General features: G+C 41.5%; 16 protein-coding genes, 19 tRNA genes and 1 rRNA gene (1 of these 36 only partly in view). 30 read left to right on the plus strand and 6 right to left on the minus strand.

Annotated elements, in window-relative coordinates:
* From NSR00_RS16460 to NSR00_RS16555, 20 genes are all read left to right on the plus strand, one after another.
* Positions 1-1,590: ribosomal RNA gene (locus NSR00_RS16460) — 23S ribosomal RNA — on the plus strand (it extends 1,343 nt beyond the left edge of the window).
* A gap of 96 nt (positions 1,591-1,686) precedes the next feature.
* Positions 1,687-1,762 (plus strand) — tRNA-Val (locus NSR00_RS16465).
* 149 nt (positions 1,763-1,911) lie between these two features.
* A tRNA-Thr gene (locus NSR00_RS16470) sits at positions 1,912-1,984 on the plus strand.
* A gap of 176 nt (positions 1,985-2,160) precedes the next feature.
* Positions 2,161-2,236: transfer RNA gene (locus tag NSR00_RS16475), tRNA-Lys, on the plus strand.
* Between the two features lie 7 nt (positions 2,237-2,243).
* A tRNA-Leu gene (locus tag NSR00_RS16480) sits at positions 2,244-2,325 on the plus strand.
* A gap of 6 nt (positions 2,326-2,331) precedes the next feature.
* A tRNA-Gly gene (locus NSR00_RS16485) sits at positions 2,332-2,403 on the plus strand.
* A gap of 7 nt (positions 2,404-2,410) precedes the next feature.
* Positions 2,411-2,499, plus strand: a tRNA-Leu gene (locus tag NSR00_RS16490).
* A gap of 5 nt (positions 2,500-2,504) precedes the next feature.
* A tRNA-Arg gene (locus NSR00_RS16495) sits at positions 2,505-2,581 on the plus strand.
* A gap of 3 nt (positions 2,582-2,584) precedes the next feature.
* A tRNA-Pro gene (locus NSR00_RS16500) sits at positions 2,585-2,661 on the plus strand.
* Positions 2,662-2,672: 11 nt separating this feature from the next.
* Positions 2,673-2,745, plus strand: a tRNA-Ala gene (locus NSR00_RS16505).
* A gap of 10 nt (positions 2,746-2,755) precedes the next feature.
* Positions 2,756-2,829 (plus strand) — tRNA-Met (locus tag NSR00_RS16510).
* A 6-nt stretch (positions 2,830-2,835) separates the two neighbouring features.
* Positions 2,836-2,912: transfer RNA gene (locus NSR00_RS16515), tRNA-Ile, on the plus strand.
* 12 nt (positions 2,913-2,924) lie between these two features.
* A tRNA-Ser gene (locus NSR00_RS16520) sits at positions 2,925-3,014 on the plus strand.
* A gap of 10 nt (positions 3,015-3,024) precedes the next feature.
* Positions 3,025-3,101: transfer RNA gene (locus tag NSR00_RS16525), tRNA-Met, on the plus strand.
* Positions 3,102-3,103: 2 nt separating this feature from the next.
* Positions 3,104-3,179, plus strand: a tRNA-Asp gene (locus NSR00_RS16530).
* Between the two features lie 110 nt (positions 3,180-3,289).
* Positions 3,290-3,362 (plus strand) — tRNA-Phe (locus tag NSR00_RS16535).
* Positions 3,363-3,379: 17 nt separating this feature from the next.
* Positions 3,380-3,455, plus strand: a tRNA-His gene (locus NSR00_RS16540).
* 202 nt (positions 3,456-3,657) lie between these two features.
* A tRNA-Gly gene (locus tag NSR00_RS16545) sits at positions 3,658-3,728 on the plus strand.
* Between the two features lie 6 nt (positions 3,729-3,734).
* Positions 3,735-3,808, plus strand: a tRNA-Ile gene (locus NSR00_RS16550).
* Positions 3,809-3,907: 99 nt separating this feature from the next.
* Positions 3,908-3,979, plus strand: a tRNA-Asn gene (locus tag NSR00_RS16555).
* Positions 3,980-4,682: 703 nt separating this feature from the next.
* Here the strand turns inward: NSR00_RS16555 and NSR00_RS16560 are convergent.
* Positions 4,683-5,435 (minus strand): TraR/DksA C4-type zinc finger protein, encoded by a 753-nt coding sequence (locus tag NSR00_RS16560; protein ID WP_340789838.1) that lies wholly within the window; start codon positions 5,433-5,435, stop codon positions 4,683-4,685.
* 592 nt (positions 5,436-6,027) lie between these two features.
* On the opposite strand from NSR00_RS16560, the gene NSR00_RS16565 reads away from it, so the two are divergent.
* Positions 6,028-7,248 carry an IS110 family transposase gene (locus NSR00_RS16565; RefSeq protein WP_340789839.1) on the plus strand — a complete coding sequence of 407 codons (1,221 nt, stop codon included), beginning with the start codon at positions 6,028-6,030 and terminating at the stop codon, positions 7,246-7,248.
* A 288-nt stretch (positions 7,249-7,536) separates the two neighbouring features.
* On the opposite strand, the gene NSR00_RS16570 is transcribed toward NSR00_RS16565, so the two are convergent.
* Positions 7,537-8,478 carry a 1,4-dihydroxy-2-naphthoate polyprenyltransferase gene (locus NSR00_RS16570; protein WP_063386558.1) on the minus strand — a complete coding sequence of 314 codons (942 nt, stop codon included), beginning with the start codon at positions 8,476-8,478 and terminating at the stop codon, positions 7,537-7,539.
* Positions 8,479-8,719: 241 nt separating this feature from the next.
* Between NSR00_RS16570 and NSR00_RS16575 the strand changes: the two genes are divergently transcribed.
* The 5 genes from NSR00_RS16575 to NSR00_RS16595 all read left to right on the plus strand — a co-directional run bounded on the left by NSR00_RS16575 (position 8,720) and on the right by NSR00_RS16595 (position 15,032).
* Positions 8,720-10,141, plus strand: coding sequence for an isochorismate synthase (locus tag NSR00_RS16575; protein ID WP_165381974.1), 1,422 nt, complete (start codon positions 8,720-8,722; stop codon positions 10,139-10,141).
* A complete protein-coding gene (gene menD, locus NSR00_RS16580) occupies positions 10,131-11,861 on the plus strand; it encodes a 2-succinyl-5-enolpyruvyl-6-hydroxy-3-cyclohexene-1-carboxylic-acid synthase (protein ID WP_340789841.1) in 1,731 nt (576 codons plus the stop codon). The genes NSR00_RS16575 and menD overlap by 11 nt, the downstream gene beginning before the upstream one ends.
* A complete protein-coding gene (menH, locus tag NSR00_RS16585; RefSeq protein WP_082829515.1) occupies positions 11,858-12,679 on the plus strand; it encodes a 2-succinyl-6-hydroxy-2,4-cyclohexadiene-1-carboxylate synthase in 822 nt (273 codons plus the stop codon). Before menD ends, menH begins: the two co-directional genes overlap by 4 nt.
* Positions 12,680-12,691: 12 nt before the next feature.
* Positions 12,692-13,510 (plus strand): 1,4-dihydroxy-2-naphthoyl-CoA synthase, encoded by an 819-nt coding sequence (gene menB / locus NSR00_RS16590; RefSeq protein WP_063386561.1) that lies wholly within the window; start codon positions 12,692-12,694, stop codon positions 13,508-13,510.
* A 67-nt stretch (positions 13,511-13,577) separates the two neighbouring features.
* Positions 13,578-15,032: an o-succinylbenzoate--CoA ligase gene (locus NSR00_RS16595; RefSeq protein ID WP_340789844.1), complete on the plus strand. Its 1,455-nt coding sequence runs from the start codon at positions 13,578-13,580 to the stop codon at positions 15,030-15,032.
* Positions 15,033-15,040: 8 nt separating this feature from the next.
* Here the strand turns inward: NSR00_RS16595 and NSR00_RS16600 are convergent, their stop codons facing one another.
* Both NSR00_RS16600 and yidD read right to left on the minus strand, forming a co-directional pair.
* Positions 15,041-15,229: a hypothetical protein gene (locus tag NSR00_RS16600; protein WP_340789846.1), complete on the minus strand. Its 189-nt coding sequence runs from the start codon at positions 15,227-15,229 to the stop codon at positions 15,041-15,043.
* A 54-nt stretch (positions 15,230-15,283) separates the two neighbouring features.
* On the minus strand, positions 15,284-15,517 hold the full coding sequence (gene yidD / locus NSR00_RS16605) for a membrane protein insertion efficiency factor YidD (RefSeq protein ID WP_340789888.1): 234 nt from the start codon (positions 15,515-15,517) through the stop codon (positions 15,284-15,286).
* Between the two features lie 119 nt (positions 15,518-15,636).
* Here yidD and NSR00_RS16610 point away from each other — a divergent pair, with 119 nt between their 5' ends.
* The 4 genes from NSR00_RS16610 (at position 15,637) to ytkD (ending at position 17,610) form a co-directional block, all read left to right on the plus strand.
* Positions 15,637-16,110 carry an S-ribosylhomocysteine lyase gene (locus NSR00_RS16610; RefSeq protein WP_063386565.1) on the plus strand — a complete coding sequence of 158 codons (474 nt, stop codon included), beginning with the start codon at positions 15,637-15,639 and terminating at the stop codon, positions 16,108-16,110.
* Between the two features lie 96 nt (positions 16,111-16,206).
* The gene (locus NSR00_RS16615; RefSeq protein WP_340789848.1) at positions 16,207-16,650 is read left to right on the plus strand and encodes a Dps family protein; all 444 of its coding nucleotides are present in this window, start codon (positions 16,207-16,209) and stop codon (positions 16,648-16,650) included.
* A gap of 94 nt (positions 16,651-16,744) precedes the next feature.
* Positions 16,745-17,071: a hypothetical protein gene (locus NSR00_RS16620; RefSeq protein ID WP_063386567.1), complete on the plus strand. Its 327-nt coding sequence runs from the start codon at positions 16,745-16,747 to the stop codon at positions 17,069-17,071.
* Positions 17,072-17,136: 65 nt separating this feature from the next.
* Positions 17,137-17,610 (plus strand): RNA deprotection pyrophosphohydrolase, encoded by a 474-nt coding sequence (gene ytkD / locus NSR00_RS16625; RefSeq protein ID WP_340789849.1) that lies wholly within the window; start codon positions 17,137-17,139, stop codon positions 17,608-17,610.
* A gap of 161 nt (positions 17,611-17,771) precedes the next feature.
* Here the strand turns inward: ytkD and NSR00_RS16630 are convergent, their stop codons facing one another.
* Positions 17,772-18,578: an ABC transporter permease gene (locus tag NSR00_RS16630; RefSeq protein ID WP_340789850.1), complete on the minus strand. Its 807-nt coding sequence runs from the start codon at positions 18,576-18,578 to the stop codon at positions 17,772-17,774.
* Positions 18,556-19,335, minus strand: coding sequence for an ABC transporter ATP-binding protein (locus tag NSR00_RS16635; protein WP_340789851.1), 780 nt, complete (start codon positions 19,333-19,335; stop codon positions 18,556-18,558). The genes NSR00_RS16630 and NSR00_RS16635 overlap by 23 nt, the downstream gene beginning before the upstream one ends.
* Between the last annotated feature and the right edge of the window lie 38 nt (positions 19,336-19,373).

Here is a 19,373-nt window from a genome sequence, read left to right on the forward strand (position 1 = left end):
GCCTAAGGTTTCCTGAGGAAGGCTCGTCCGCTCAGGGTTAGTCGGGACCTAAGCCGAGGCCGAAAGGCGTAGGTGATGGACAACAGGTTGATATTCCTGTACCACCTCCTCACCGTTTGAGCAATGGGGGGACGCAGGAGGATAGGGCAAGCGCGCGGCTGGATGTGCGCGTCCAAGCAGTTAGGCTGGCAAGCAGGCAAATCCGCTTGCCGGAAGGCTGAGCTGTGATGGCGAGGGAAAGGAAGTACCGAAGTTCCCGATTCCACACTGCCAAGAAAAGCCTCTAGCGAGGTGAGAGGTGCCCGTACCGCAAACCGACACAGGTAGGCGAGGAGAGAATCCTAAGGTGAGCGAGAGAACTCTCGTTAAGGAACTCGGCAAAATGACCCCGTAACTTCGGGAGAAGGGGTGCTCATCAAGGTGATAAGCCATGATGAGCCGCAGTGAAAAGGCCCAGGCGACTGTTTAGCAAAAACACAGGTCTCTGCGAAACCGTAAGGTGAAGTATAGGGGCTGACGCCTGCCCGGTGCTGGAAGGTTAAGGGGAGCGCTTAAGCTGTAGCTGAAGGTGCGAACCGAAGCCCCAGTAAACGGCGGCCGTAACTATAACGGTCCTAAGGTAGCGAAATTCCTTGTCGGGTAAGTTCCGACCCGCACGAAAGGCGTAACGATCTGGGCACTGTCTCAACGAGAGACTCGGTGAAATTATAGTACCTGTGAAGATGCAGGTTACCCGCGACAGGACGGAAAGACCCCGTGGAGCTTTACTGCAGCCTGATATTGAATGTGGGTACAGCTTGTACAGGATAGGTAGGAGCCAGAGACGCGTGAGCGCCAGCTTGCGCTGAGGCGACGGTGGGATACTACCCTGGCTGTACTGACATTCTAACCCGCGCCCCTGATCGGGGCGGGAGACAGTGTCAGGTGGGCAGTTTGACTGGGGCGGTCGCCTCCTAAAAGGTAACGGAGGCGCCCAAAGGTTCCCTCAGAATGGTTGGAAATCATTCGGAGAGTGCAAAGGCAGAAGGGAGCTTGACTGCGAGACCTACAAGTCGAGCAGGGACGAAAGTCGGGCTTAGTGATCCGGTGGTTCCGCATGGAAGGGCCATCGCTCAACGGATAAAAGCTACCCCGGGGATAACAGGCTGATCTCCCCCAAGAGTCCACATCGACGGGGAGGTTTGGCACCTCGATGTCGGCTCATCGCATCCTGGGGCTGTAGTCGGTCCCAAGGGTTGGGCTGTTCGCCCATTAAAGCGGTACGCGAGCTGGGTTCAGAACGTCGTGAGACAGTTCGGTCCCTATCCGTCGCGGGCGCAGGAAATTTGAGAGGAGCTGTCCTTAGTACGAGAGGACCGGGATGGACGCACCGCTGGTGTACCAGTTGTCCCGCCAGGGGCACCGCTGGGTAGCTATGTGCGGAAGGGATAAGCGCTGAAAGCATCTAAGCGTGAAGCCCCCCTCAAGATGAGATTTCCCATCGCGAAAAGCGAGTAAGATCCCTTGAAGATGACGAGGTAGATAGGTCCGAGGTGGAAGCGTGGCGACACGTGGAGCTGACGGATACTAATCGATCGAGGACTTAACCAAGAAAGAGCATCTATTCGTGAAGGAACCGTTATCTAGTTTTGAAAGAATTATGGACTTTTATTTACTTTGCATATGTCCTCTGGTGATTTTTGAATTGGAGGATTAGCTCAGCTGGGAGAGCACTTGCCTTACAAGCAAGGGGTCGGCGGTTCGATCCCGTCATCCTCCACCATACAGTATATCGATTCAGCTCAATTGGCAAAGCACGGTCGAGATATCGTCTTTCATGCTGCTTCATCGTACCAATTGAACTTTTCCTTGGACAAGATTTAACGACGATCAAATGAAGCAAGACTGATTATTGATTGTTGTATTCATCATGCCGGTGTAGCTCAATTGGCAGAGCAACTGAATCGTAATCAGTAGGTTGGGGGTTCGATTCCTCTCGCCGGCATCATTAAAGTTGTTGCATATTGAGCAGGAGCTTTTAGATTAGTCGTCAGAGCAACGAGAAATGCTTCGACGAACAATCAGAGAGTTGTCCCGATGCATCCAACATCCTCGAAAAGACTGGCAGAGGAAGGGACATCTGACAAATGAAAAATGGATTAGGAGAAAAAAATTTTTTATGAGCCATTAGCTCAGTCGGTAGAGCATCTGACTTTTAATCAGAGGGTCGGAGGTTCGAATCCTCCATGGCTCACCATTTTGACGCGGGTGTGGCGGAATTGGCAGACGCACTAGACTTAGGATCTAGCGCCTTACGGCGTGGGGGTTCAAGTCCCTCCACCCGCATAATACGCGGAAGTAGTTCAGTGGTAGAACACCACCTTGCCAAGGTGGGGGTCGCGGGTTCGAATCCCGTCTTCCGCTTTTCTCTGCCGGGGTGGCGGAATTGGCAGACGCACAGGACTTAAAATCCTGCGGTAGGTGACTACCGTACCGGTTCAAGTCCGGTCCTCGGCACCATATTTGCGCCCGTAGCTCAATTGGATAGAGCGTTTGACTACGGATCAAAAGGTTAGGGGTTCGACTCCTCTCGGGCGCGCCATATCGGGAAGTAGCTCAGCTTGGTAGAGCACATGGTTTGGGACCATGGGGTCGCAGGTTCGAATCCTGTCTTCCCGACCAGGGAATTTAAAGGGGCCTTAGCTCAGCTGGGAGAGCGCCTGCTTTGCACGCAGGAGGTCAGCGGTTCGATCCCGCTAGGCTCCATATTTAATTTGGCGGTGTAGCTCAGCTGGCTAGAGCGTACGGTTCATACCCGTGAGGTCGGGGGTTCGATCCCCTCCACCGCCATTTTTCGGACCTTTAGCTCAGCTGGTCAGAGCAGACGGCTCATAACCGTCCGGTCGCAGGTTCGAATCCTGCAAGGTCCACCATCTTTATTATATGGAGGAGTACCCAAGTCTGGCTGAAGGGGTCGGTCTTGAAAACCGAGAGGCGGGTCAAACCGCGCGGGGGTTCGAATCCCTCCTCCTCCGTCATTATTATCGCGGGGTGGAGCAGTCCGGTAGCTCGTCGGGCTCATAACCCGAAGGTCGCAGGTTCAAATCCTGCCCCCGCAACCAATGGTCCCGTAGTGTAGCGGTTAACATGCCTGCCTGTCACGCAGGAGATCGCGGGTTCGATTCCCGTCGGGACCGCCATTAATTATTGATTCAACAGCTGTAGGAGGAATTTTTCAAGTACAGCAGGTTGTTTCGATGAATTCTTTCTTTAATGATGGATTTTACATAATTTTTTATCGGAGTTTTACGGCTCGGTAGCTCAGTCGGTAGAGCAAAGGACTGAAAATCCTTGTGTCGGCGGTTCGATTCCGTCCCGAGCCATTGTTTTATTAATTGCGGCGACTGTGGCGAAGTGGTTAACGCACCAGATTGTGGCTCTGGCATTCGTGGGTTCGATTCCCATCAGTCGCCCCATTTGCCTATAGTTAAGTATTTATTTCTATCATCAGCTTATTATGCGGGTGTAGTTTAGTGGTAAAACCTCAGCCACGAGCGACACTTCAATGAATAATCTGCGAGTTGCCTCGACGCATTTACATCCTCGAACAATGCTGGAAGAGGAAGAGGCATGGAAAATGCGTGTTTATCATTTAAATAAAAAAATAAATATTTTCGTGCGGGTGTAGTTTAGTGGTAAAACCTCAGCCTTCCAAGCTGATGTCGTGGGTTCGATTCCCATCACCCGCTTAATATGGGCTTGTAGCTCAGCTGGTTAGAGCGCACGCCTGATAAGCGTGAGGTCGGTGGTTCAAGTCCACTCAGGCCCATTGCTATTTTTTTAGCAGCCTAGTTGGGCAATTGACATTGCTGCAATTGTCAGTCAAAAGCTGCTCTATTTGGCAAAATGCCTTAAATTTTTTTTATATTCCGCAGTAGCTCAGTGGTAGAGCATTCGGCTGTTAACCGAACGGTCGCAGGTTCGAATCCTGCCTGCGGAGTCATTTCGAAATCAAAAAAAAGCGTTGCAGTTTGCAACGCTTTTTTTGTCTTCGTGCGCCCGGCATGTACATGAACTATAGGGTGTAAGTCCCGAACCCCGAAGACAGAAGTAGAGGTTAGCCAAGAGCAAGGGTGTCCGTGGTGACGCGGAATCTGAAGGAAGCGAGCGGCAAACTTCCGGTCTGAGGAACACGAACTTCATATGAGGCTAGGTATCACTGGGTGAGTTTGCATGACAAAACAAAGCCCTTTCTGCCGAAGGTGATACAGAGTAAATGAAGCAGATGGATGGAAGGAAAGATTACACTCTTACCCGGGGAGGTCTGGCTGGCACGCCAAGTAACCTTGGTAACCTATCTAGTGATAGATAGCTGAACAGTCAGAAGTCAGCAGAGGTCATAGTATTAGTTGGTCTAGAACAACTAAGAAGGACCGAACAATTAAGAGAGAATAGCCCTTGGCATTCAGTGTGTCATGATGAACACAGAAAACGTAGTACCTCACTTGAGGGAGGAAGCGGTGAATCCCGTGGGAGATCTCTTGGAGGGTGGAGTGACCACTGGCATAAAGAGAACAGCTATTCACGGAAGTTATAAAGACTTGCGTCAATTATCTTAATTGAACCGCCGTATACGGAACCGTACGTACGGTGGTGTGAGAGGACGGGAGTTAATCGCTCCCTCCTACTCGATTCTTCTAATTTTAATCATTTTTCGTATATGGTTCTTTTTCTGTTAATGGAAGATCTCCCCATAAAACTGTTAAATCCTCTTCATCAAGCATTTTTTCATATTGTTTATGTTCATGTGACGGATAGACGTTTACGTTTTTTCCCTCAATATCTGTATAAATGAAGTTTTCAATATCTTCAATATATCCAATTTCATCATCGGAATTATACATATCTCCGTACGATAACGGTGGAGTTCTTACATCTTGCGGTGTTTCTGACGTTCCGTATTCGATAACATCTTGAAAATAATCATACGGCTCAGTAACAGCGGTATTTTCATGGTCGATTTGAGAGGATCCGTGAAAAGTCGCATCAAGTATTTCTTCCTCTACAGGTCTTTCATGAGAAATCGTTTGAACTAGAGTATGTTCTTTGCATGTTTTGGCTGTCGGTATGGCTTTGAGACGGTCTTCATCAATTTTTTTTCCGCAGACGGAACAAGTACCGTAAGTACCCTCATGAATTCTTTCTAATGCTTCAACGATCTCTTCATATTCTTTTTCTAAATGTTTATTTAATGCTAAATCTTTTTCTCTTTCATACAGTTCGGTCGCATCGTCTCCGGGGTGATTGTCGTAGCTGGAAAGCTCTCCAGTTGATTCATGGTCCAGCCCTTTTTCCAATTGAAAATGATCGTTATTATCCCAACGTTTTTCAATCTCATTTTTCATGAATATTAATTGCTTTTGAAAATCCTTTAATTTTTTTTCGTCCATGTCCATATGAAAGACACCTTCTTTTTTAGAATCTAAAGCTATTTTGGACGAAAAGGAATAAATTATAACTTTAAAATCATGAAAAAAATTCACCTTTGCAGCCATAAATTTCATCATCATTTTAAAACATGTCAGGAAAGGATTGCTGCTTCCGCGCCTTTTTTAACGCTATGCTTTGAAGCTGATGGCACTTGAAAGGCTAACATAACATCATTCGCTGAGAAACAGGCTGGCTATCCGATAAAGAGGCTGTGACCTATCGAGATGTTTTTTCAGGACAAAATATTTGCTCAGCATATTGAAATTGCGAGTGGATGATACAGAACAAATTTCACAGTAAAGCTTAATAAAAACATACTAACATTAGTAGTACAGACCTAGGCCAAGGTTTGTGCTACTATTTTTTTATAGTAGAAGTGAAGGAAGGTCGAACAGCTCCTGGGACCAAATAGAGTCCGTATTAAAAACAGACCAACTTCACACCCTTATTTGAATCAGTTTAGTATGTTGGGTCCGAAGAGACCGTGTATAAGAAAATGGAATCGATAAGGCAATGTGAAGACCTTCTATGTTTGGCTAAAAAGGAGAGGCAGAAAATATGAAACACGTAGTGGCATTTGATGTCAGTATGGGGAAAAGCACAATGGTCATTTACGACCGTTATCGTCAATGCGAATATGAGGGTGAAATAACCCATAACCGTTACTCTTTCGAGAAATTAAACAAAACCCTTATAACTTTAACACAAAAAGATGGACAGGCACCTGATATTGTCTTTGAAGCAACAGGCGTATATTCAAAACCACTAGAACGATTCTTAGGTGATCAAGGTTATATGTATTATCGAGTTAACCCACTCGAAGCGAATATTCAAATGGCTTCAATGAGGAGACAAAAAACAGATAAAAGCGACGCTCATGAACTTGCGAAAACTCACTTTAGAGTTGAACGTGAACAAACTTATCAAGAAGGGGAATATTATAAACAAATGCGTGCAATGACGAGATATTATGATGAATTAAGTAGTGAAATGACGCATTTATATAGTCGTTTACATGCGATTCTACAATTGAGTTTTCCCGAGTTAGAAAAGCTATTCAGTAAACGTTCTGCTTTATTTTTGAATGTCGTTCAATTATATCCTCATCCGGATCATGTGTTAGTTTGTTCAAAAACAGTGATTCGTAATCGTTTAAAAGCCAACACAAGAAAAAACTTATCATTGGCACGTGCTGAAGAAAAAGGGATCGCTTTAATCGAAGCAGCAAAAGAAGCGTATCCAGCAATTTCAAAAGATGATATTCGCTGTGAACAAGTGCGGGATTATGCCAAACGGATTGCAGACTTGAAGGAGAAAAGAGATCAACTTGTCCAAAAGATGGTTAAATTATCGAAAGATAAACAAGAGTATCAGATTTTAATTTCATTTCCAGGAATCGGAGAAACGACTGCAGTTCGTTTAATTGGAGAACTAGGAGATATTCAACGATTCAAAAACCATAAACAACTGAATGCTTACGTCGGTATTGATATCATGAGATATCAATCTGGGAATACCTTTTATAAAGACAAGATTAATAAAAGAGGAAATAACAAACTTAGAAAGATTCTATTTTACATGATCCAGACCATGATCCAACTACGGAAAAATACACAAAATCATATTGTAGATTATTATGATAAATTAAAAACGCAACCCCAGAGGAAACCTCATAAAGTTGCGTCCATAGCATGCGTGAATAAGTTCTTGAAATCGGCTTATCACCTTATCACACATAATCTGAAATACGATTACGAAAAGGCAACAATGCATCAGTAATCGTAAGTAAGATTATATCACAAAGACCTGGCGAAAAAAATGGAAATCGTGAGGTCTATTTGTCATGCGAAAATTTATTTTGGAAGGAAGGGGTACCCCTTCCTTCCAAAATAAAATCTATATTAACCAAATTATTTAATAAAAAACACTTGACTAGAGGTAAGAAGGGGCTGTCCAGAAAGTCAAATCCCCATTGAAAACAAAAAATCATAAACACCGATATATCAACGTTTCTAAAACATTCATGGGGGCGTCAATAAGCCGTAAAAAAGACTTATTAGACACCCCCTACTGAGATATGATGGTGCTTATGAGCAAACCTGCAGCAAGCAAAAAGCCTAATAAAGTGTTTGTTTGCGATGTTGCTTTCATGGCCGGCATCATTTCAATAGGCTTTGTTTTGCCGACAAATCGCTTCACCGCCTGAATAGCTTTTGGAATGCTAAGAAAAGCAAGAATAGACCACCATGTGGAATAATCAAAAATGATCATAATAAAAATGAGACAGTAAGAAACAATAAACATAATTGCTAAAAATCGAATTGCATTCTGGCGGCCAAGCAAAATTGCTAATGTTTTTCTTCCGTTTTCCTTATCGCCGTCTAAGTCTCTTATGTTATTCGCAAGCATGATGGCGCCGATCGTGATCGCAATCGGGATCGAATGAATGAAAGCTGTTGAAGTTAGATAACCTGTCTGAATAAAAAAGGAAATAAGGATAATAACGACTCCCATAAATAAACCTGAAGCTAGCTCGCCAAACGGCGTGTAAGCGATTGGATATGGACCTCCAGTATATAAGTATCCTACTGCCATACAAATTGAACCGACTAATGCCAACCACCAGCTTGACTGGAGACAGATGTAAATTCCCAATAGGATAGAGACAACAATACATGTGATTGCTAAATTTAAAACGGTTTGGGGCTTGAAGCCATTTCGGACAATTGCTCCTCCAATTCCGACAGATTCTTCTGTATCAAGACCTCGTTTATAATCGAAATATTCATTAAATAAGTTTGTGGCTGTTTGAATTAACAACGAGGCAGTAAGCATCGTAAGAAAAAGTCCAATATGAATGGGTCCTACTTGCAGTGCCAAAAGAGTTCCGACAATCACGGGGACAAATGCTGCAGTTAATGTATGGGGTCTTAAAAGCATCCACCAAGCCCGAAACCCTCGTTCAGCTTTTATAATGGGTACATTATGTGACTCCGTTTTAGGATGCATAATATGTTCTCTCCTTTATTTCATTCTGAAAACGAAAGCTATTCCCCACAACCTAGTCTAGAAAAATGTCGAAAGAGTGTCAATTGTTTTTCATTGGAATAAATGCTCAAGCCCCATCAAAGAGCTGAGGCAGTTTGTTTGCTTGTTGTTTTGCATTGCGTCATTCTATAATATAGTTGACATAAATTTTGAACAGGTGTATCTTAATATAAGCTATTTTTCGGTTATGGAGGGATCATCTTTGGTTTCAATTCCATGTTCAGATACATTGAGGGATAAAGTTGCGAATGCTGTCAATCATGTCAAAAAATATTCCCATCCAATCATTTTAAGTTATGTATTTGAAATCAAGGAGAAAGATCCGCTCCAGATTTTCTCAAGCTTTCAATCGGCTTATGCAGGGAAAAGATTTTATTGGGCGACACCTGATCGTACATTTATCCTTTGTGGAATTGGTGTTGAGCTCGAATTGACGACAGACAAAAAATTTTCCAACCGTTTTTTTGACATTTATTCAAAGTGGAAAGATTGGAAAGAACATATACAAATTGAAGGCGCCCATCCGATTGGAACGGGTCCGCTTCTTTTTGGGGGTTTTTCTTTTGACCCTTTAAAAAATGCGAATTCTTCAAAATGGAAACCGTTTCATGAAGCACGATTCACTTTACCTTCTTTCATGATTACAAAAATTGGCCGTCACACACTTGCTACTATAAACAGGGTAATTCAATCAACTGATGATATAAATGAAATTATAAATCATTTCAATACATATGAATACACCTTAAAGAAAAAAAATGAAGACACAAATTCTTTTTTGAATTTTACCATCAAAAAAGAAAGTTTGTTTTATAAAAAAGAGTGGATGGCAGCTGTTGAAAAAGCAACAGAACAAATAAAACAAAACCGTTTTGAGAAAGTCGTATTGGCAAGGGAAATGCTGCTGGAGTTTGAGGGATCGATTGATATACATTATGTTTTATCAATGTTAAATGAACATCAGCCTAATTGTTATTTATTTGTTGTTGAAAATGAAGGAAAAACGTTCGTTGGTGCAACTCCTGAGCGGCTTGTAAGCAAGAGAGACCAAAAGGTCCAGTCTGCATGTGTAGCAGGATCAATTAAAAGAGGAAAAACAGTGGAGGCAGACGAAGAATACGCTCAGATGCTGCTTTCAGATACAAAAAACATTCATGAACATCAAATTGTTGTCAAAGCGATCGAAAAAGTGTTCCGTGAATATTGCCAAGAAGTGCAACTACAAAACAATCCAACGATTTTAAAAACGCCGAATATTCAACATTTGTATACACCTGTTGAAGGAACCGTAAAAAAAGGTTTTACGTTGATTGATTTTGTAGAAAAATTGCATCCGACCCCTGCGCTTGGCGGCTATCCGAAAGATGCTGCTCTAGCATTTATTCGCAATGAAGAACCTTTAGAGAGAGGCTGGTATGCTGCTCCGGTTGGATGGATGGATGATCAGGACAACGGAGAATTTGTCGTTGCGATCCGTTCAGGTCTGCTGGATGAGCAAAAAGCTTATTTGTACGCAGGATGCGGCATTGTTGGAGATTCGAAGCCGGAAGAGGAATACAGGGAGACAGAAATCAAATTTGGACCTATGCAGCATGCATTAGGGGGAAAACTGAATGAAAAATAAAAATCTATCTGACTATGTCATTGCATTTGTAAATGGATTAATTACAAAAGGTATTTCTGAAGTTGTGATTAGCCCAGGTTCACGATCTACCCCGCTTGCGATCACATTTGCAGAGCATCCGAAAATACATGCTTATATTAATATTGATGAACGATCTGCAGGTTTTTTTGCTCTTGGATTGGCTAAAAAACAAAGAAAACCAATTGCTTTGCTTTGCACATCAGGAACAGCTGCAGCAAACTATTATCCAGCTATCATAGAAGCCCATTATTCACGCATCCCTCTTGTGATTTTAACGGCTGACAGACCTCATGAGCTGCGGGATATTGGAGCTCCACAAGCAATTGATCAAATTCATCTGTATTCGAACTATGTGAAATGGTTTGTTGATTGCGCTCTTCCTGAAAGCAGTCAAACGATGCTGTTATATATAAAAAATATCGCTCAACGGGCGGTCCAAACTGCAAATGAAAATCCGAAAGGACCAGTCCATATCAACTTACCTTTCCGAGAGCCGCTTTTGCCCGATCTATCGAAAATCCATCAATTGCAGAAGTCTCTTCATATTGAGCCAGTGGTGGAAACAAAAAAGCTGGTCGAACATGAGCAAATTGAACGGATTGTGGATGAAATCGATTCAAGCGAGAAAGGACTTATTGTATGCGGGGAATTACATAACAAAGAGTTTCGTGAACAAGTTTTGGCACTAGCAGAGAAATTGAAATTCCCGATATTAGCGGATCCGTTGTCCAATTTACGCTTTGGCGAACATTCTAAACATTATATTATTGATTGTTATGATTCCATTTTAAAAACGATGGAAAAGAAAGCGTATCTGAAACCTGATGTCGTCCTTCGTTTTGGTGCAATGCCCGTCTCAAAACCGCTGTTTCTATTGTTAAGAGACCATCCTGAAATAAAGCAAATTGTGGTTGATGGTGATGGCGGTTATCGCGATCCTACTTTATCAGCAGAACATGTTCACAGTGATGAAGCCTATTTATGTGAAATGCTGATCAAAAAATGTAAAGATAAACAGGAAACATCTTGGTGCAAAAAATGGAAACAAGTAAACAATCTCTTTCGAGAGTATTTGTCAACGCCGGTCATTGAGGAAGATTCTTTATTTGAAGGAACGGTATATGTCGAATTGCAAAAATTGCTCCCGGATCGCTGCAATGTATTTGTAGGAAACAGCATGCCGATTCGAGATGTCGACACGTTTTTCCATAACAGTGATAAAAATATTACGGTTTATGCCAACCGGGGAGCGAATGGAATTGACGGAGTCGTTTCGACAGCCCTTGGGGTTTCTGCAGCTAGTCATGAAAAAACTATTTTAATCATAGGGGATTTATCATTTTATCATGATTTAAATGGACTCCTTGCTGCAAAACAAAATAAATTGAACTTAACTGTTTTATTAATTAATAATAACGGCGGCGGCATTTTTTCATTTTTGCCGCAGGCGGATGAAAAGACGCATTTTGAACAATTGTTTGGCACCCCGACCAATTTAGATTTTCAATATGCAGCCAGCTTATATAGTGCACATTATAAAAAAATTTCCACTTGGGAAGAATTCAGAACCGAGTTTCAAATCTGCATGAATAGAGATGGATTAAATATTATTGAAATCCCGACCAATCGACATTCACGAGTCAACGAACAGAGAAAATGGCTTCGTTCTGTTTCCTGGGAAATAGAAAGGATGTTATGATGGGAAAATTGGCGGTTCGAAATGTGAATTATTGGGCTGAAACGTTTGGAAAGGGGGAGCCACTTGTTCTCCTTCATGGTTTTACAGGAAGCGGAGAAACCTGGGGATTTTTGAAAAATAGTTTAAAAAAATACCAGCTAGTACTTATCGACATCATCGGCCATGGTCAAACAGATTCACCTGAAAATCCTGAAAGATATCGGATGGAAGAAGCAGTTGAAGATTTAAAAGAAATATTGCTTTCATTCAATATTCGAAAAGCGCATGTGCTCGGGTATTCAATGGGCGGAAGATTGGCATTGAGCTTTGCAATGAGACAGCCGGAATTTGTGAAGACTTTAATATTGGAAAGCAGTTCTCCTGGATTAAAAACTGAAAAGGAACGAGAGACAAGAAGGCTGCAGGACGAACGACTTGCCCAAATGATTTTGGACGAAGGGGTTGCGGCATTTGTACAACATTGGGAAAATATCCCTTTGTTTTTAACGCAAAAGTCTCTCCCGCCTGCCGTCAAGGACAAAATAAGAAAGGACCGGCTGAAAAATAATGCAATTGGATTGGCAAACAGTTTAAAAGGAATGGGAACTGGCGTTCAACCTTCATGGTGGGGAGCATTAAAAAGTTTCAACATCCCTACATTATTAATTTGCGGTGAAAGGGATCTTAAGTTTTGCAAAATTATGAAAGAAATGAACCAATTGATTCCTTGCTCTGAATTAAAGGTCGTGCCGCAAGCCGGACATGCAGTTCATGTGGAACAGTCAAAATTTTTTGGTAAAATAGTAGATGAGTTTCTCCAACATTTTTCTACATATTAAAGGAGGATAAAAATGGGATTTCCTTGGGTAAAAGAACGAGAATATGATGAAATCATTTATGAAACGTACAATGGGATAGCAAAAATTACGATGAATCGTCCTCATGTACATAATGCATTCACACCAAAAACGGTCGCGGAAATGATCGATGCTTTTTCCTATGCGCGGGACGATGATAAAATTGGTGTAATTATTTTGACAGGTGCTGGTGATAAAGCGTTTTGCTCAGGCGGAGATCAAAAAGTGCGGGGGCATGGAGGATACGTCGGGGATGATAAAATTCCTAGATTAAACGTTTTGGATTTGCAACGGCTTATTCGGGTGATTCCAAAACCGGTTATTGCAATGGTGAACGGATATGCAATTGGAGGAGGACATGTTCTGCATGTCGTGTGTGATTTAACGATCGCATCAGAGAATGCAATTTTCGGACAAACAGGCCCAAAAGTTGGAAGCTTTGATGCGGGATATGGAGTGGGACTGCTTGCCCGGCTTGTTGGTACGAAAAGAGCTCGTGAAATATGGTATTTATGCCGTCAATATAATGCGCAGGAAGCTTATGAGATGGGCTTAGTCAACAAAGTTGTCCCATTAGAGCAGCTTGAAGAGGAAACTGTCAAATGGTGTGAAGAAATTTTGGAAAAAAGCCCAACTGCTATTCGCTTCTTGAAAGCTGCATTTAATGCAGATACAGATGGTCTCGCCGGTCTCCAACAATTTGCGGGGGATGCGACATTATTGTATTATACAACAGATGAAGCGAAAGAAGGACGAGATGCATTTAAAGAGAAAAGAAAACCTGATTTCAAACAATTCCCGCGTTTCCCATAAAAAGAACAAGCAGCTTGATGGCGATGCATCGAGCTGCTTTATTGTGCAATAATCGAGGTGTTAAGACATGAGTGCAAATCGAAATGAAACACCGAATTGGCTTAAACAGCGAGCTTTTTTGACTCCGGACCGATTGGCCATTCGTTATGAGGGGAAAAATTATTCATTTTTGGACTTGCATCAGCTTGTTGAAAAAAGAGCAAGACAGCTGCATCAAATAGATATCAAGCGTGGAGATACAGTTGGGCTTTTAATGAAAAACAGCTTAGAAATGGTCATTAATATTCATGCTTTAATGTATCTCGGTGCGGTCAATGTTCTTTTGAATACTAGACTAACAGCTCAAGAATTATTATGGCAAATAAATGATGCGAATATAACATGCGTTATCTGTGATGATGAATTATCGGTTCATTTTCCCGGTAAAAAAGTTATGACATTATCAGAGTTGCAGCTTTGTGATGAAAAGGAAGCAGCATTAGATGACAGCTTTATTTTAGATGACGTGGCAACGATTATGTATACGTCTGGAACAACAGGAAAACCGAAAGGAGTTCAGCAAACATTTGGGAATCATTGGTGGAGTGCGATCGGTTCTGTGCTGAATCTTGGACTGAAAGACGGCGATTGCTGGCTTTTGGCAGTTCCTCTTTTTCATATAAGCGGACTGTCAATTTTGATGCGCAGCGTCATTTATGGAATCGGAATTGTTCTCCATTCTTCATTTTCAGCGAAAGAAGCAAACAGAGCGATCAAAAATGAAGGAGTTACGATTGCTTCCGTCGTTACGGCCATGCTGAATGACATGCTGCAGGAATTAGGAAGTGACACGTATCCGAAATCGTTTCGCTGCATGCTTTTAGGAGGAGGTCCTGCCCCGCGGTCGATTCTTGAACAATGCCGTGAAAAAGAAATTCCCGTTTTTCAAACATATGGGATGACGGAAACGTGTTCGCAAATTGCCACACTAGCCCCTGAATTTTGCTTTTCAAAACTCGGATCTGCGGGAAAAGCGTTGTTTCCAGCTCAAATTCGGATCGTAGCAGACGGCAGGGCCTGCTCCCCTAATGAAGAAGGAGAAATTGTAGTAAAAGGACCGAATGTTACACCGGGGTATTTACATCGTCCAGACGCAACAAACGAAGCTATACGTGACGGCTGGTTTTATACTGGAGATTTAGGCTATCTGGATGAAGAAGGATTTTTATATGTATTGGACCGTCGATCCGATTTAATTGTTTCGGGAGGAGAAAACATTTATCCGGCGGAGGTTGAAGCAGTTATTTTGTCGCATCCTTCCGTAAAAGATGTAGGAGTGGTAGGAAAAGAAAATAAAAAATGGGGAAAAGTTCCCCATGCTTTTGTCGTCCGAAGCGAAGAGGTGTCTGAGGAAGAATTAAGGCAATTTTGTTTGAAAAAGCTGGCAAAATATAAAGTTCCAAAAGGATTTACATTTGTTGAATCTCTGCCACGAAATGCATCTAAAAAGCTGCTCAGGAGAAAACTAAAAGAATGGCTGTAGTTTTTTGGCTACTCATAATCGACAGTTAAAATATCATATTGGCTAATATGCAATAAGTGGTGGATTTCGTTTGGCAAATGTTCGAACGAGCCGTATTCGTAGTTCCACAAATTTAAAAAAGAACAAACAGAAGAATGGAACGTCTCTTCTGTTGCATTATTCACTTCATGTTTAAATTGAGCGATCATATTTTCCATATCTTTTGCTCCCCTTTAGCTTTATATGATAATTGTAGTATTTTGCATTATTTTTCATTTATTCACTCGTTTTTTTATATCTTTTTCAATTTCCGGGACAGGGTCAAATCCTCCCGGGTGAAACGGGTGGCATTTCAAGATTCGTTTTACTGTCAGAAAGCCGCCTTTGACAGCTCCGAAACGCTTCACTGCTTCAAGCCCGTATTCAGAGCATGTTGGGTAAAAGCGGCATGAAGGCGGCTTTAACGGGGAGATAAAGATTTGATAAAAACGGATAAGGGCGATCATGACAGATTTCACAGCAAGCACCTCTTTTTTCTGGAATCTTGACAACATTTTAACATAAATGTATGTTATAAAATTTTGTGTTAAAATGGAAACTAAGAAAATGTAAGGGAGTGATGGGAATGCCTTCAGTGGAGAGTTTTGAACTGGATCATACAAAAGTGCAAGCACCGTATGTCAGACATTGCGGAGTACATAAAGTCGGCACGGATGGAGTAGTTAACAAATTTGATATCCGCTTCTGTCAGCCGAATAAGCAGGCAATGAAACCGGATGCTATTCACACATTGGAGCATCTTCTGGCATTTACAATTCGCAAATATGCGGAAAAATATGATCACTTTGATATCATTGATATTTCTCCAATGGGGTGTCAAACAGGCTTTTATTTAGTCGTTAGCGGGGAACCGACCGTAAAAGAAATCATTGATTTATTGGAAGAGACAATGAAAGATGCTGTAGAGCAGACAGAAGTGCCTGCCGCAAACGAACTGCAATGCGGCCAAGCGAAGCTTCATGATTTAGAAGGCGCCAAAAAGCTCATGGAATATTGGCTAAAGCATAGTAAAGAGGATTTGGAAAAAGTGTTCAGCTAACAGCTACACGCAATGATGCAACTTTTTTTATAGTTTTAAGAGTACAAAAAAGGGGTACTGTATAACTAAAAGATTAAATAAAAAGGAGATGGGATTATGTCTAAACAAGATTTATTTCAAATCGTAAATAAACAAATTGCGGATTGGACGGTACTTTATGTAAAATTACATAACTTTCATTGGAATGTAAAAGGAGACCAATTTTTCGTTCTACATGAAAAGTTTGAAGAGCTGTACAATGAAGCTGCAGGTTATATTGACGAATTAGCGGAAAGACTTTTAGCTTTGGGCGCTAAACCTGTTGCTACGATTAGAGAAAGCCTAGAAATCTCCTCTATGAAAGAAGCAGAAGGCGTTGAAACTGCAGAACAAATGGTGCGGGCAGTTGTTGACGACTTTTCCGCCATCATTCAAGATTTGGACAAAGGAATCAAAGTTGCTGAAGAAGTGAATGACGAAGCAACTGGTGACATGCTTCTCGATATGAAAGTGAATCTTGAAAAACATAACTGGATGTTAAAGTCATTCCTTGGAAAATAATTATATCCTTCCTCTTTTGGCTGCGTTAGGCAGCCTTTTTTTATAAATATTTTTCTTTGATAAGGCAATACTTAAAAAGAGGAGGGGGATATAAATGTCCGAAAATCCAAAAAAAACCTATTATATATCAGTAGCTAGCGGTGAGATTTCCCAAAGCAGAGAAGCATCTCCGTGGGATTTTCAAATTTCTGCCAATGATGAAGAAATTACGGAGTTACGGGAGTATTTCGATCAGATTCATTCTACCAGCTGGCAAAATTTCTTCCGGGCGCATGTTCCGTATATACAGTATCATTATGACAAGGAAAATGATGCGATTGATGCTTTAACAAAAAAAGTATATGAATTCATTTATAAGCATGGCGACGAAGAAGCTAGAAAACATATTGCTTCAATGGGTCTTATGCATAATCAAGAATAAGTTATACAATCCTCTTTTCCATATGTTATGATGAAAACAGATAAATGGGAGTAGAGGGATTGATTATGTTTTATTTTAAAGATTTTTACGGCAATGATGTATACCTGTCTTTCCGTCAACACCCTTTTTCTGTTTACCCGAAGCATGTCTGGGTCATCTGCCGATATGAAAACAAATGGCTTTTAACTTTACATGAAGACCGGGGCTACGAGTTTCCAGGAGGAAAAGTCGAGAACGGCGAAAAGCCGGTTGGAGCTGCTGTCCGGGAAGTGAGGGAAGAAACGGGAGGAATTGTCCAAGATATCGTATATATTGGGCAATATAAGGTTATAGGAAAAGAGAAAACGATTGTGAAAAATATTTATTATGCGGAAATTGAGAGGCTCGAAAAACAGAGCACGTATTTTGAAACGTTAGGTCCAGTCCTGCTTGCGGACTTGCCTGAAAAAATTGAGGACGATCATCGCTTTAGCTTTATTATGAAAGATGATGTTCTAAAACGTAGCTTGGACAAAATTTATGCCGATTACATAAAATAGCTTTTAAATTCCTGAAAGTCGGTTTAGAAATTGTTTAAGGGGGTGTCTAGTAAGTCGTTTTTACGGCTTATGGACGCCCCCATGAATGTGTTAGAAACGTTGATATATCGGTGTTTATGATTTTATGTTTTCAATGGTGATTTGACTTTCTTGACAGCCTCTTATTGGCTTTTGATTAATGTTCTTTCAATTAGTTCGACAATTTTGTACATGATCGTTGCAAAGATGGCAATGATAACTAGGCTTAACAGCACAAGGGTAAAATTAAAAACTTGGAACCCGTAAATAATCATATAGCCTAATCCTTTAGCTGAAACGAGAAATTCTCCGACGATCACACCCACCCAAGATAACCCGACATTGACTTTCAAAGTAGAAATAATGGTTGGAAAAGATGACGGCAGGATCGCCTCTCTGAACACGTGCTTTTTGCCTGCTCCAAATGTTTGCAGCACTTTTATATAATTCGGATCCACTTCTTTAAAGGAAGTATAGACTACAATTGTAGTAATAATAACCGAAATGATTGTTCCCATCGCGATAATTGAGGTAAATCCGGGCCCAAGTACAACGATGAAAATCGGCCCAAGAGCTACTTTCGGCATTGCGTTTAAAACCACTAAATACGGATCTAATATTTTAGACAGCCTTGGAAACCACCATAATAGAGCAGCAAGTAATGTCCCGAATAATGTTCCCAAAATAAACCCCAAGACCGTTTCAAAAAGCGTCACGTTCAAATTGGCAAGTAATGTACCGTCCTGCAGTTTTTCAACAAATAAGTGAAAAATTTTTGTCGGCGAACTGAATATGAGCGGGTCTATCCATTTTTGGCTGGATGACACCTCCCATATGAGAAAAAAAGAAATAAAAATTAAGATTTGATAAAAGGTAATCCATTTCTTTTCCTTATTCAATCTTTGCAAATATTGTTTATGGAGGAGATCAATTGTTGTTGTTTGTTTCAAGCTGATCTAACTCCTTCCAGATTAAGTCAAAAAGTGAAGTATACGTTGGATGCTGCCTTGTTTTAAACGGGGATGTATCCCGCAATTCTTTTGGGACAGTAAATATTTTGGCAATTTTGCCAGGCCTTTTGGATAGCAGGACAATCCGATCGCTCATGGCGATTGCTTCCCCAATATCATGCGTGACTAGAATGGCTGTTTTTTTAAAATCCTTTAATGTTTGAAAGACTAAGTCTTCAAGCTTTAATTTCGTTTGATAATCGAGGGCGGAAAAAGGTTCATCCAATAGCAGCATTTTCGGATCTGTAGAAAGAGTGCGGACTAAAGCGGCTCTTTGTCTCATTCCGCCTGATAATTGATTCGGATATAGCTTTTCTACATTTTCGAGACCCATTTGGTGCAGAAGTTGAAATGTCCGCTTTTTCTCATTTTCATTCAGTTTGTTCATTAATTTTAATCCAATTAAAATATTTTCCTCTATCGTTTTCCATGGAAATAAATAATCTTGTTGCAGCATATAACCGACAGACGGTGTTGCGGAAGATATTTGCTTTCCGTTCAAAATAACTTGCCCTTCTGTCGGTTTCATGATACCGGCAATGATGGAAAGCAGCGTTGTTTTGCCGCAGCCGCTAGGACCTAGAAAGGATATAAATTCCCCTTCCTCTACTTCCAAATGGATGTCCTCCAAAGCAGTCGTTGCCGATTTTTTTGTAAAATAAGTATGGCTGACATGATCGATCGTTAAAAATGACAATCTCCTCCCCCCTTGTCGATAAATGTACTTCTTTTGAA

This window comes from Aeribacillus sp. FSL K6-8394 (assembly GCF_038008865.1).
GTDB classification, from domain to species: Bacteria; Bacillota; Bacilli; order Bacillales; family Aeribacillaceae; genus Aeribacillus; species Aeribacillus composti.

What these genes read in the sequence shown, in the direction of transcription:
- NSR00_RS16560 (WP_340789838.1), bottom strand. Translation starts at nt 5,435, where the DNA reads ATGGACATGGACGAAAAAAAATTAAAGGATTTTCAAAAGCAATTAATA.
- NSR00_RS16565 (WP_340789839.1), top strand. Translation starts at nt 6,028, where the DNA reads ATGAAACACGTAGTGGCATTTGATGTCAGTATGGGGAAAAGCACAATG.
- NSR00_RS16570 (WP_063386558.1), bottom strand. Translation starts at nt 8,478, where the DNA reads ATGCATCCTAAAACGGAGTCACATAATGTACCCATTATAAAAGCTGAA.
- menD (WP_340789841.1), top strand. Translation starts at nt 10,131, where the DNA reads ATGAAAAATAAAAATCTATCTGACTATGTCATTGCATTTGTAAATGGA.
- menH (WP_082829515.1), top strand. Translation starts at nt 11,858, where the DNA reads ATGATGGGAAAATTGGCGGTTCGAAATGTGAATTATTGGGCTGAAACG.
- menB (WP_063386561.1), top strand. Translation starts at nt 12,692, where the DNA reads ATGGGATTTCCTTGGGTAAAAGAACGAGAATATGATGAAATCATTTAT.
- NSR00_RS16595 (WP_340789844.1), top strand. Translation starts at nt 13,578, where the DNA reads ATGAGTGCAAATCGAAATGAAACACCGAATTGGCTTAAACAGCGAGCT.
- NSR00_RS16600 (WP_340789846.1), bottom strand. Translation starts at nt 15,229, where the DNA reads ATGGAAAATATGATCGCTCAATTTAAACATGAAGTGAATAATGCAACA.
- yidD (WP_340789888.1), bottom strand. Translation starts at nt 15,517, where the DNA reads ATGATCGCCCTTATCCGTTTTTATCAAATCTTTATCTCCCCGTTAAAG.
- NSR00_RS16610 (WP_063386565.1), top strand. Translation starts at nt 15,637, where the DNA reads ATGCCTTCAGTGGAGAGTTTTGAACTGGATCATACAAAAGTGCAAGCA.
- NSR00_RS16615 (WP_340789848.1), top strand. Translation starts at nt 16,207, where the DNA reads ATGTCTAAACAAGATTTATTTCAAATCGTAAATAAACAAATTGCGGAT.
- NSR00_RS16620 (WP_063386567.1), top strand. Translation starts at nt 16,745, where the DNA reads ATGTCCGAAAATCCAAAAAAAACCTATTATATATCAGTAGCTAGCGGT.
- ytkD (WP_340789849.1), top strand. Translation starts at nt 17,137, where the DNA reads ATGTTTTATTTTAAAGATTTTTACGGCAATGATGTATACCTGTCTTTC.